The sequence below is a fragment of the Achromobacter sp. ACRQX genome, from assembly GCF_022346505.1.
Lineage (GTDB): Bacteria > Pseudomonadota > Gammaproteobacteria > Burkholderiales > Burkholderiaceae_B > Achromobacter > Achromobacter animicus.
This window is the reverse complement of sequence record NZ_JAKRML010000001.1, coordinates 182,273-194,646: the sequence shown is the minus strand read 5'-3', so window position 1 is coordinate 194,646 and position 12,374 is coordinate 182,273. Positions and strand designations below refer to the sequence as shown.

Annotated in this window: 9 protein-coding genes; 2 read left to right on the top strand and 7 right to left on the bottom strand. The window is 67.2% G+C overall.

What is annotated here, in order from left to right; all coding sequences use genetic code 11:
* Positions 1 to 23: 23 nt before the first annotated feature.
* The 4 genes from MHZ91_RS00855 to MHZ91_RS00840 form a co-directional block, all read right to left on the bottom strand.
* On the bottom strand, positions 24 to 638 hold the full coding sequence (locus MHZ91_RS00855; protein WP_239211423.1) for a superoxide dismutase: 615 nt from the start codon (positions 636 to 638) through the stop codon (positions 24 to 26).
* A gap of 192 nt (positions 639 to 830) precedes the next feature.
* Positions 831 to 2,033 (bottom strand): NAD(P)/FAD-dependent oxidoreductase, encoded by a 1,203-nt coding sequence (locus tag MHZ91_RS00850; protein WP_239211416.1) that lies wholly within the window; start codon positions 2,031 to 2,033, stop codon positions 831 to 833.
* A 23-nt stretch (positions 2,034 to 2,056) separates the two neighbouring features.
* Positions 2,057 to 4,318, bottom strand: a complete 2,262-nt coding sequence (locus tag MHZ91_RS00845) for an arginine/lysine/ornithine decarboxylase (protein WP_062839975.1) — start codon at positions 4,316 to 4,318, stop codon at positions 2,057 to 2,059.
* 176 nt (positions 4,319 to 4,494) lie between these two features.
* Entirely contained in the window at positions 4,495 to 4,947 is a 453-nt protein-coding gene (locus tag MHZ91_RS00840; RefSeq protein ID WP_175122488.1) for a hypothetical protein, read from the bottom strand.
* Positions 4,948 to 5,054: 107 nt separating this feature from the next.
* Here MHZ91_RS00840 and MHZ91_RS00835 point away from each other — a divergent pair, with 107 nt between their 5' ends.
* Entirely contained in the window at positions 5,055 to 5,573 is a 519-nt protein-coding gene (locus MHZ91_RS00835; protein WP_175122487.1) for a GNAT family N-acetyltransferase, read from the top strand.
* A 9-nt stretch (positions 5,574 to 5,582) separates the two neighbouring features.
* Here MHZ91_RS00835 and MHZ91_RS00830 read toward each other — a convergent pair whose 3' ends face one another.
* Entirely contained in the window at positions 5,583 to 6,824 is a 1,242-nt protein-coding gene (locus MHZ91_RS00830) for a GGDEF domain-containing protein (protein WP_239211414.1), read from the bottom strand.
* A 157-nt stretch (positions 6,825 to 6,981) separates the two neighbouring features.
* Here MHZ91_RS00830 and MHZ91_RS00825 point away from each other — a divergent pair, with 157 nt between their 5' ends.
* Complete coding sequence (locus tag MHZ91_RS00825; protein ID WP_239211412.1) at positions 6,982 to 7,881, top strand: GNAT family N-acetyltransferase; 900 nt, start codon at positions 6,982 to 6,984, stop codon at positions 7,879 to 7,881.
* 4 nt (positions 7,882 to 7,885) lie between these two features.
* Here the strand turns inward: MHZ91_RS00825 and dcd are convergent, their stop codons facing one another.
* Together dcd and MHZ91_RS00815 are read right to left on the bottom strand one after the other, a co-directional pair.
* Entirely contained in the window at positions 7,886 to 8,449 is a 564-nt protein-coding gene (dcd, locus tag MHZ91_RS00820; protein WP_008166733.1) for a dCTP deaminase, read from the bottom strand.
* 110 nt (positions 8,450 to 8,559) lie between these two features.
* Positions 8,560 to 12,363, bottom strand: coding sequence for a translocation/assembly module TamB domain-containing protein (locus tag MHZ91_RS00815; protein WP_239211966.1), 3,804 nt, complete (start codon positions 12,361 to 12,363; stop codon positions 8,560 to 8,562).
* Positions 12,364 to 12,374: the final 11 nt, after the last annotated feature.

Below are 12,374 nucleotides of genomic sequence, written 5' to 3'. Positions count from 1 at the left end.
TGCGCTCCTTTGGGGAGATGCGCTTAGCCCTTTGCCGCAGCGTAGCGGCGCGAGACCTCGGGCCAGTTCACCACGTTGTAGAAAGCGCCGATGTATTCCGGCCGGCGGTTCTGGTACTTCAGATAATAAGCGTGTTCCCAGACGTCCAGGCCCAGGATCGGCGTATTGCCGTCCATCAGCGGGCTGTCCTGGTTGGCGCTGCTCTCGACCACCAGCTTACCGGCCGGCGTCACGCTCAGCCAGGCCCAGCCGCTGCCGAAGCGCGTCAGCGCCGCCTTGGTGAAGGCTTCCTTGAAGGCGGGCAGACCGCCCAGCTCGGTGTCGATGGCCGCAGCCAGCGCCCCATCCGGCTCGCCGCCGCCCTGCGGCGACATGACGGCCCAGAACAGGCTGTGATTGGCGTGGCCGCCGCCGTGGTTGCGCACCGCGCCGCGCACGGCTTCCGGCAATTCCTTGATGCGCGCGACCAGCGCTTCCACGGGTTCATCCGTGGCGATGCCGGCGCCTTCGAGCGCGGTGTTCAGGCCGGTCACATAGGTCTGGTGATGCTTGGTGTAGTGGATCTCCATCGTCATTGCGTCGATGTGAGGTTCCAGCGCGTCATAGGCGTACGGCAGGGGCGGAAGGGTGTAGGCCATGCGAGTCTCCGGCTGATCCGTCCCTCGCGGGACGGCTTTGATAAAGATCAAAACATAAATGATATGTATTTTTATTTGATATCACAATGACGGAATGCCGGAAAGGCGCAATGGCGGCCACGCAGGTTGCTTCGGGAATTTTCAGGATTTGGGGTGAAAGCGGCCGGTGGCTAACCAGCGCGCCTGCCGCAGCTACAGCGCCTGGCCGCAGGCGACGCCCGAGGCCCACGCCCACTGGAAGTTGTAGCCGCCGAGCCAGCCGGTCACGTCGACGGCCTCGCCGATGAAATACAGGCCCGGCGCGGCCTTTGCCTGCATGGACTTCTGGTCCAGGCCGCGCGTGTCCACGCCGCCGCGCATGACTTCGGCCTTTTTGTAGCCCGCTGTGCCGCTGGGCACGAGCGTCCACTGATGGATGTCCTGCGCCAGCCCGCGCAGCGTCTTGTCCGGCGCGTCGGCCAGGCGCAGCGCGGCCAGGCCCGGCTTGCCGCCCTGCTCGGCCAATTGCAGCCAGCGGTCGGCCAGCCGTTTGGGCCATAGCCCGCCCAGCACCGTATGAAGCTGCTGGCGATTGCCGGACTTGGACGCCAGCAGTTCCTGCGCCAGATCGCGCCCCGGCGCCAGGTCGATCACGATGGGCTCGCCCGGCTTCCAGTAGCTGGAGATCTGCAGGATCGCCGGCCCCGACAGCCCGCGGTGCGTGAACAGCAGGTCTTCCAGGAATTCGCCTCGCGTCTTGCCCTGCCCCGTCCGCAGGTTCACTTCCAGCGCCACGCCGGACAGCTCGGACAGCGGCTGCCACTGCGCGGGGTCGAAGGTCAGCGGAACCAGCGCGGGGCGCGGCTCGACGACCTTCAGGCCGAACTGGCGGGCAATCTTCAGCCCGAAGTCGGTGGCGCCCAGTTGCGGAATCGCCATGCCGCCGGTCGCGACGACCAGCTTGGCGGCCCGGATGACGCCCTGGCTGGTGCGCAGCTCGAAACCTTCGGCCCCATGCGCGACCTCGGCCACCGAACAGCCCATGCGCCATTGCACATTGCCCGCGTCGCACTCGGCGCGCAGCATGTCGATGATGTTTTCGCTGGAGTCGTCGCAGAACAGCTGGCCGCGATGCTTCTCGTGCCAGGCGATGCGGTGGCGCTTCATGAGCGCCAGAAAGTCCTGCGGCGTGTAGGCCGACAGCGCCGACCGACAGAAATGGGGATTTTCAGACAGGAAATTGGCGGGCCCAGCCCCGATGTTCGTGAAGTTGCAGCGTCCGCCGCCCGAAATGCGGATCTTCTCGGCCAGGCGCTGCGCGTGGTCAACCAGCACCACGCGCAGGCCGCGCTGACCCGCGACCGCCGCGCACATCATGCCCGCGGCGCCCGCGCCAAGCACTGCAACATCGAACATCAAGATTTCCGGCCCGCCCGTGCTTACTCTTCGATCAGGCAGTCAACGTAGTAACGCTTTTCGCCGTCCGGACCCACTTCGTCGGCCAGGCCGTGGATGTAGGTTTCGAAGCCGGGGAAGCGTTCGTTGAACTCGCGCGCGAATTGCAGGTACTGCACGATGGTGCGGTTGAAGCGTTCGCCCGGGATCAGCAGCGGAATGCCCGGCGGGTACGGCGTCAGCAGCACCCCCGTGACGCGGCCTTCCAGCTTGTCGATGTCGACACGCTCGACTTCGCGGTGCGCCATGCGGGCAAAGGCGTCCGACGGCTTCAGCGCCGGCACCATGTCGCTCAGGTACATCTCGGTCGTCAGGCGGGCGACGTCGCGCTCGCGGTAGGCCTCGTGGATCTGCTGGCAGAGGTCACGCAGGCCCATGCGCTCGTAGCGGCGATGGTCGCGGCAGAACTCCGGCAGGATGCGCCACAGCGGCTGGTTGCGGTCGTAGTCGTCCTTGAACTGCTGCAGCGCAGTCAGCAGCGTGTTCCAGCGGCCCTTGGTGATGCCGATGGTGAACAGGATGAAGAACGAATACAGGCCGGTCTTTTCAACCACCACGCCGTGCTCGGTCAGGTACTTGGAGACCAGCGCGGCGGGAATGCCGGTTTCGCCGAAGCTGCCCGACATGTCCAGCCCCGGCGTGATGACCGTGGCCTTGATCGGGTCCAGCATGTTGAAGCCTTCGGCCATTTCACCGAAGCCGTGCCAGTGATCGTTGGCTTCGAGGATCCATTCGTCGCGATTGCCGATGCCTTCGGCCACCAGGCGGTTCGGGCCCCAGACCTTGAACCACCAGTCGTTCTTGCCGAACTCGGATTCCACCTTGCGCATGGCGCGGCGGAAGTCCAGGGCTTCGCGGATGCTTTCCTCGACCAGCGCGGTGCCGCCCGGGGGTTCCATCATGGCCGCGGCCACGTCGCAGGACGCGATGATCGCGTATTGCGGCGACGTGGACGTGTGCATCAGGTACGCCTCGTTGAAGACGTTGCGGTCCAGTTTGCGGGTCTCGGATTCCTGCACGATGATCTGCGAGGCCTGCGAAATGCCGGCCAGCAGCTTGTGCGTGGAGTGCGTGGCAAACACCATGGCGTCCTGGCTGCGCGGGCGGTCCTGGCCGATGGCGTGCATGTCCTGGTAGAACTCGTGGAACGACGCGTGCGGCAGCCAGGCTTCGTCAAAGTGCAGCGTGTCGACATAGCTGCCGAGCTGCTGCTTGATCATTTCGACGTTGTAGATGACGCCGTCGTACGTGCTCTGCGTCAGCGTCAGGATGCGCGGATTCTTGTTCACCGCTTCGCGCGCGAAGGGGTTCGCTTCGATCTTCTTGCGGATGTTGTCCGGGTGGAATTCTTCGAGCGGGATAGGGCCGATGATGCCCAGGTGGTTGCGCGTGGGGCGCAGGAACACCGGAATCGCGCCCGTCATCGTGATGGCGTGCAGGATCGACTTGTGACAGTTGCGGTCCACCACCACGACGTCGCCCGCGGCCACGTTGGCGTGCCACACGACCTTGTTCGAGGTCGACGTGCCGTTGGTCACGAAGAAGCAATGGTCCGCGTGGAAGATGCGCGCGGCGTTCAGTTCGGATTCGGCGACCGGGCCGGTGTGGTCCAGCAGCTGGCCCAGTTCGTCCACGGCGTTGCAGACGTCGGCACGCAGCATGTTTTCACCGAAGAACTGGTGGAACATCTGGCCGACCGGGCTCTTCAGGAACGCCACGCCGCCCGAGTGCCCCGGGCAGTGCCACGAATACGAACCGTCCTGCGCGTACTTCACCAGTTCGCGGAAGAACGGCGGCGGCAGGCTGTCGACGTAGCTGCGGGCTTCGCGGATGATGTGGCGCGCCACGAACTCCGGCGTGTCCTCGAACATGTGGATGAAGCCGTGCAGCTCGCGCAGGATGTCGTTCGGAATGTGTTCCGACGTGCGCGTTTCGCCGTACAGATAGATGGGAATGTCCGCGTTGCGAAAGCGCAGCTCGCCGATGAAGGCGCGCAGGTTCTTGATTGCGCTGGCCACGTCCTCGGGCGAGTCCACGTCGAACTCTTCATCGTCGATCGACAGGATGAAGGCGCTGGCGCGGCTCTGCTGCTGCGCGAACGAACTCAGGTCGCCGTAACTGGTCACCCCGATCACCTCGACGCCCTCGGCCTCGATTGCTGCGGACAAGGCACGGATACCCAAACCGGACGCGTTCTCGGAACGGTAGTCCTCGTCGATGATGAAGATGGGGAAGCGGAATTTCATGCAGGCGCTCCTGGGGGCATGGCGGATCGGACGCGTATCGCGGCGCGAATGTACTGCGAGTAAAAAACCGTCTGATGACAGACGGCACGAGCACCCGCCGGCCGGCGGGAATTGCGGAATTGTAGGGCTGTTTTTCTTACAGCCCTAAGGGAAATCCCCAGAAGCGCCAGATCAGCCTACCGGATGGTCTGCGCTTCGCCCGTCTGGAGGGCTGTCATGAAGCGTTCAAAGTAGGCGGGGATGGCCTCGGCGGCCCCGTAACGGATGCGCCGCTCGACCTTGGCGATGGCGCCAAAGCACACTTCGGAGCCGGGTTCTCCGCAGACGAGGACCACGGGATCTTCGTCGTCGCAGACCTCGTACAGCCCGCCATGCGCGCGGCGGCCAACCTCGTAGAGATAGGCGGCAGCACCGACGGTTTGCATGGGGGTCAGAGGCAGGGTGCCCAGATGGGCGGCCTCCAGTGCGTCATCCAGCGCATGGACGCTGGACGGGGAGTAGTCCAGCACGGCGCCGGTTGAACCGGCCGCCTCCACGAAGTCCTGCGCTGCACCCGCGACACGGGCCACGAATTCTTCCTGGACTTCGTGGCGCGTCGCATCCTGGTTTGTCTTGAGGAAACCGAACATCAATGGCTCCTTGTTGAAAACCGCAAGCGGCGTTGGGGCCATTATAGGCAAGCCCATCCCCCTATACTCCTCAAACGTTACCTAATCCCAACACTCTCAAAGCCGCCATGAACGAGCCTGTCGTCCGACGACTGATCGCTGCCGACGCCGCGCCCCTGCGGCAATTGCGTTTGAATGCGCTGGTCGAAACGCCCGAGTCCTTTGGATCGAGTTACGAAGAGGAACACACGCTGACATTGGCGGACATCCGCGAATGGATTTCGCCGGCCAACGACGGCGCGATGTTTGGCGTGTTTCTGGGCGAGGCATTGGCCGGGATCGTCGGCGTGGGACGCCAGCGCAAGCTGAAGGTGCGGCACAAGGCGCACATCTGGAGCATGTACGTCGCACCCGCCGAGCGCGGCCGGGGCTTGGGCCGGATGCTGATGCACGCGGCGATCGACCATGCGCGCACCATGCGCGGCATCCGGCAGGTGCAGTTGAGCGTTACCGCCAACAACGTCGCGGCGTCCGCGCTTTACGCCAGCCTGGGATTCACCGTGTATGGCCACGAGCGCGAGGCGCTGTGCGTCAACGGCAAGCTGTACGACGAAGCGCTGATGGCGATGCCGCTGGCCGACCGGTAGGCACTGGCCTCAAGCAGCGCCCGCGCGGCGGCGCGCGCCGAAGGCACACACCTGATTGCGACCGCCGTCCTTGGCCTTGTAGAGCGCCTGGTCGGCCGCCTTGATGACGGCGTCCGGGGCGCGCAGGGCATCGCTGCGTTCCGCCACCCCGATGCTGACCGTCACGCGCAAGGGCCGGGCGCCGCGCCCTCCCCGTCCGCCGCGGCGGCGCTGGCCGATCTGGTCCGCCTTGGGCCGGGCCGGCTTGTCGCGCAGGCGCATCTGGTAGGCCTCGATGGCGCGGCGCACCGTTTCCAGGTGCGGCATGGCCTCGGCCGCAGTCTTGCCGGGAAACACCAGCGTGAATTCCTCGCCGCCGTAGCGGTAGGCCTGGCCGCCACCCGGCACGCGCCGCAACTGCGAGGCGACCATGCGCAACACCTGATCGCCCACATCGTGGCCGTGCGTGTCGTTGAAGGCCTTGAAGTGGTCCACGTCGGCCATGGCCAGCGTGTAGAGGCGGCCCATGCGTTGCAGCCGCTCGTTCAGTGCGCGGCGGCCGGGCAAACCGGTGAGCTCGTCGCGGAACGCCATGTGAAAGCCTTCGTGCGCCAACGAGATGCACAGGGCCGTCAGCGCCGCGGCGGACATCAGCGCCAGTTCGAGCGGATGCGCCGCGCCGCGCGGCAGCGCCCAGGCCATGCACACGAAGCCCAGCCACTGCCCTGCCTGCTGCGGGCGCCCGTAGCGCAACAGCAGCAGCGTCAACGTCAGGCCGGTGCCCAGCAACGCGATTAGCGCCTCGGCCGGTACGCCCAGGCGCGCCAGCATGCCCTGCAGCGCGACGGTGCTGAAGATTTCGCCCACGCCGTCCTTGCCCACCAGCGCAATCACGGCCACGCCCGCGGCGATCAAGCCGATGCGCAGCGCCACATCGATCAGCATGCTGGATCGTTCGGACCACAGGGCATTGATGGTGTAGACGAGCGACCACCAGGCCAGCACCGGCCCCATGGCCCACGGGGCTTCCCGGGCAAGCGTAGGCCAGGCCGCCGTGACGGCCAGCACGCACAGCATCAGCGCCATGGTCTGCGAGCGTTGATACATCAGGCAGATCGCCGATCCGATCAGCGCCATGACCCATGGCACGAACGGCACGATCAGGCTGAGCGCGGGCGGCCAATCCCGCCAGAGCAGCAGCCCGACCGCTGCGGCCACCGGCAACGCGGGATAGAACAACAGGGGCAGCCAGGGAATATGGGGGTAACGCACGGATTGGGCCTTGCTAACGCTTGCAGAAATGACGTCGCCAAATCGGCAAACACATGTAATCTTTTTACGGACGCGGCATAAGGTTCTTTAGCGCAGGCCGCACAACACCGGGGTTTGCCCCTCTACCGTGCTGGCGCTTCACCATCAGAATGTCCCCATGAGAATCCTGGTCAATATTGATGTTCCCGATCTCGAACACGCGATCGGCTTCTACCAGTCGGCCTTCGGCTTGACGCTGAACCGGCGGCTGGGTTCCACGGGGGCCGAACTGCTGGGCGCCGACGCCCCCATCTATCTGCTCGAAAAGGCGGCGGGCACGCCGACCGGCGGTCCGGCGGCCGGCGGTCCGGCGGCCGGCGGCGCTGTCCGTCAGCGCCGCGACTACGCGCGGCATTGGACGCCCGTGCATCTGGACGTCGTGGTGGATGACGTGGACCAGGCCGTGGCCCGGGCGGTCGCCGCGGGCGCGCGCCTGGAGGATCCGCCCATCACGCATGACTGGGGCCGCATTGCGCATCTGGCCGATCCTTATGGCCACGGCATCTGCATCCTGCAGTTTCTGGGCCGGGGCTATGACGAACTGGCGCCTGCGTCGCTGCGCTTCACGCCTGCAGCCGAGGCCGACTTCGAAGCGCTGCTGGCGCTGCGGATCGAGGCCATGCGCGACAGCCTGGAACGGCTGGGCCGCTTTGACCCGGACCGGGCGCGGGAGCGGCTGCGCGGCACCTTCCGCCCCGAGTGCACCTGGCACATCGAAGAAGACGGCAAACGCATCGGGTTCTATTGCCTGCGGCCGGAGGGAGAGGGATTGCGGCTGGATCATCTGTACGTGCATCCCTCTGCGCAGGGGCGAGGCGTAGGCGGCCAGGTGCTGCGCCGGATCTTGCAGGACGCCGACCGCCGCGGCGTCGGGGTGACATTGAGCGCGTTGCGCGGCAGCGATTCGAACCGCTTCTATCGCCGGCACGGCTTCGTGCAGACCGGCGAAGGCGAGTGGGATATCGACTACCGGCGTGACTGCCCGAGCGATAACTCGCGCCCGGCGCAGCCAGGCTGAACGATCAGGTGCGCGGCAGCGTGACGCCGCGCTGGCCTTGATATTTGCCGCCGCGATCGCGGTACGAGGTTTCGCAGACCTCGTCGCTTTCCAGGAACAGCATCTGTGCGCAGCCTTCGCCGGCGTAGATCTTGGCGGGCAGCGGCGTGGTGTTGGAAAATTCCAGCGTGACGTGGCCTTCCCATTCGGGTTCAAGCGGGGTCACGTTGACGATGATGCCGCAGCGCGCGTACGTGCTCTTGCCCAGGCAGACCGTCAGGACGCTGCGCGGGATGCGGAAGTATTCCACGGTGCGCGCCAGGGCGAAGGAATTCGGCGGGATGATGCAGACGTCGCCCTTGAAATCCACGAACGAGCCTTCGTCGAAGTTCTTGGGATCGACGATGGTCGAATTGATGTTGGTGAAGATTTTGAATTCGTCGGCGCAGCGCACGTCGTAGCCGTAGCTGCTGGTGCCGTAGCTGACGATGCGCCCGCCATTGGCCGTACGAACCTGCCCCGGTTCGAAGGGTTCGATCATGCCGGCTTCGGCCTGGCGGCGGATCCAGCGGTCGCTTTTGATGCTCATGGTGGGTGTGGTGCTAGGGATTTGGAATGGGCATCATTTTATCCCGAGCGCGCCGAACCCGATTCCGGCCGGGCGGGACAGACTTGTCCCGCCGCAAGCCGGGCGCCGGATCAATTGCCGAACAGGGTGCGGTACACCAGCGAAATCCCGTTGACCGAGCCGCCCTTCAAATCAAGGGACAGACCACGCGCCAGCCGGTAGCTGGCACGCCCAACGGTATCGCTGCCGGACAGCGCCTGCTCGACGCTCAGCGTGATGCCATTGGCGAAGTTCTTGCTGGCCACCAGGAATTGCGTGGACAGGTCGCTGCCGATATCGCGGTTCACATTGCCGGCCACCGTACGGTCCGGCAGGATGCTGCCCGAACTTCCCATGTTGCCGGTGCGCACCGCCACGTCGTCCAGCCCGAACTGCTTGTAGAACGGCTGCCCGCCCCCCAGCAGCGCGGTGCCGATCGACACCAGCAAGGCCGCGTCGCCGCCGCTTTCGTCCGGCCCGCGGCCCAGCAGCAGCCACGACAGCTTTTCGACATCGCTGACTTCCGGATAGGACACCAGGTCGATGCGCGGACGCTGGGCCGTGCCCACCACGCGCACGCCGGCCTCGACCAGTTCACCCGTGCGCAGCGCCTCGATGTCCAGGATGGGGTTATCCAGACGGCCCTGGAACGTCAGGGTTCCGCGGCTCAGGCGCAGCCGCTGGCCATAGGCCTCGATGCCGCCGCCGCGCGTGCGCAACTGTCCCCAGCCTGTCAGCCGGCCCTCGTTCAGCCGGATCTGGATGGAACCGAGCAGGCCGGCGTCCAGCCCCATGCCCGTGATGTAGAAGCGCGGCCCCATGTCGAACTTCAGGTCCATGCTGGTCTGCAGCGGCGTCGAGACCTTGTTGGGATCGTCGCCCGCGCGGATCACGCGCACGTCGTCATCCAGCGTCGGCACGCCCTGCAGGATCTCCAGGCTGAACCAGCCCGCGTCGGCGCTAAGGTTGCCCACGATCTCCAGGCGCGGCATGGCCGCCCGCACCTCGACCGTGCCGGACACCATGGCGTAGCGGTCCGATCGCTGCAGGGCGGGGAATCGGAACAGCGTCAGCTTGATCGCGCCGCCGCCGTCCATGATGTTCCAGTCGCCCTTCGCTTCGGCGTAACCGCCCTTGGCGCCCGCATTCGTCGTGATCCATTCCTTGGTGCGCCATTCGGCAGGCATCACGCGCAGCGACGCCGGAAAGCGCAGGCTGTCCAGAATGAGCCGCTGGCCGTCCAGGCGGGCGGACAGCGTGCCATCGATCAGCCGCACGCCGTCGTCGATGCGCACCAGCCTCAGCTTGTCGCCCCGGATCGAGCCGGTGGCGCCCCATTGGCCGGCAAGCGTGCCCTGCACGTCGATGTTGGCCTTGAGCGTACCGCCCACTTCCATGGCGTCGCCCACGAACAGCCCAACCCACGCGAGGTCGGCGATGTCCGCATTCAAGCGCGCCCGCAGCGGCTGGCGCGAATCCAGCGCCATCCCGCCCTGCGCGTCCACCAGCAGGACCGCCGTGCCGGTGCCGTTGATCGACCCCATCTTTTCCGTCGACAGGTCCAGGCGGGCGTCCAGCCGGCTGGCGTTGGCCGAGGTGGGCGTGGCGGTCACGTCGACGACCAGCGCCTTCACGCCCAGCGGCACCGGGGGATCGCCCGGAATCAGCAGGTCGCCCGCACGGCGCGCGATGCGGGCCCGGCCGGCCAGGCGTCCGTCGAATTTCAAGTCCCACAGCAGGTCGAGCGCGATGCGGCGCTGGCCGTCGGGAACCATCGCGTTCACGCGGCCGGCGTTGCGGCCCAGCTTGGCCGCGGCTTCCGGATCGAACGCGCCGACCACCTGGCGCGCCACGCCGGCCGTGATGACCAGGTTGTCCGACTGCCCGGCGGTTTCCCAGCGCTTGCCGCCGCCGCGCGATCCCTGGTGCGCCACGGACAGGCGCTCCTTGCCCGGCAGGGTCAGGCTCACGCCGGTCTGGCCGACCTGCCACTGCCATTGCGGCGCCACGGCAGCGGGCAGGAAGGACAGCGTGACCGGGCGATCCAGGGACACGGCGAATCCGGCGGTATCCGCGCTCAGCCGTGAAAACGTGCCGCGCCAGCCCACCAGCGCCGCGTCGGGCTGGCCTGCCGGGCCCCTGCCCCAGCCGCCGTTGAAGGTCAGATTGGCCTGCGCGCGGGATTGCCCGATGATGCCGGGCCGGGGCCGGGGCGGCGTATAGCTGGCGGTGAGCTCGCCGCGGTGCGCGGCCACCGTGCCGTCGATGCGGGCCTTCACGTCGGCGCCGCCAGGTATGTCGGGCCAGAAGGCGTCCAGTTGCGGCGCCTGGGCATCCAGCGTGATGGCGCCGCTGGATGCGCCCAGTTCGCCCGTCGCGCGGACGCGATTGCGGCCCAGCCGCAGGTCCACGTCCAGGCCGTGGATGCGCAGGCCGGCCAGCGGGTCCACCGCCGGGTCACGCGCGGCCGTCACGGCAGGCACCACTGCGGCGCCTGCCGCAGCATCGGCTGCCGCAGCACCGGCTGCCGCACCGTCCCCCGTCCCAGTCACATCCACCTGCGCCTTCAGATCCCCGCTCAGCGGCTGGCGGTTCCAGCGGCTGCCCTCTTCAAAACGCAGGTTGACGGCGGCATGGCGCAGCGCGCTCAGGTTTTCAATGTCGGCCTGCACATCGGCACGAACGGTCAGCAGCGCGGGTGGAATGGCATTGCCCGTCCAGGGCGCCAGGTCCAGACGCTGCGCCTCCAGCGATCCGACGATGCGGTCGCGGCCAGGCGCGTCGCCCGCCTGCAGGTCGAATTGCGCGGCCAGCGTGGACTTGTCCGGCAACTGCGCTCGCGCCCTGGCACTGCGCAGCACCAGCGCCGTGCGCGGCGCCAGATCGGCCACCACATCGAGCACGAAATTGGACCCCGTGCCGTCGATCTTGGCCTGGATGCCGTCCAGCGATCCCGCGGCGTCGGCGTGCAGCACGACAAGGCACGCGGGCACGGGCGGCCCCATCGGCGCGGCCGCGGTGGCGGCAGGCTCTGCCTTGCCCTTGGAAGCTGCTGCGGCGTCGGTGCGGCCCTTGGCCGCCTCCGCCGGCTTGGCGGCATTTGTGCCCTTGGCGGCGGCCTCGGCCTTGCGAGGGTCAGCGCGGTTGGCCGGAGCCTGGGCCTTGGACGCAGCCGATTTCTTGGCCGCAGCGGGCTCCTTGGCCGATTCTTCGGCCTTGTCCTTAGCGGGCGCCTGCCCCGCCACCGGACCAAACACGCCGCTCAGCCGATCGGCCTGGCACAGGGGAGAGTCGGGACCCGCGCCGCGCGCCGTCACGTCCAGGCGCGCCGCGAAGGGCCAGGGGTCGGCCAGACCCTGCAGATCGGCCTGGCCAGTCACATCGGCCTCGCCCACCTCGTGGCCAACGCGCAGGCTGGCGATGCGCAATTGCGCGCCCTGCGGGCTGGCGGCAAAGGTCGCGTTCAGGTCATTCAAGGTGACGGGCAGCGGCTCGCCGTCCTGGGTGAACTGGAAGTCGCCCAGCGCCAGCCGGTCCACGGCGATGGTCACCGGCAGCTTGGGCAACGTGAAGGGTTCGCTGCTTTCCTCGTCGGGCGGCGTCTCGGGCGAGGATTCCATGTCCACGCGGACCGAGCCGGCGGACAGATTGCGCACGTGCAGCAGCCGGTCGCCCAGGGCGCTCCAGCGCACGGACAGATCCAGATCGTGGATGTCGACGTGCGTGCCGCCGGCCGTCAGCTCCAGACGCCCCACGGTGACCCCGTGCAGCAGCGAGCCGTTCACGTCCAGCGCCTGGCCTTCGAGTTGCTGCGCGGCGGTAGTCAGCAACAGGCGCGTGCCGTTCTGCGACGCCACCAACCAGAAGATGAAGCCAGCCGCCAGCGCAACCAGCATGGCAAGCCCGG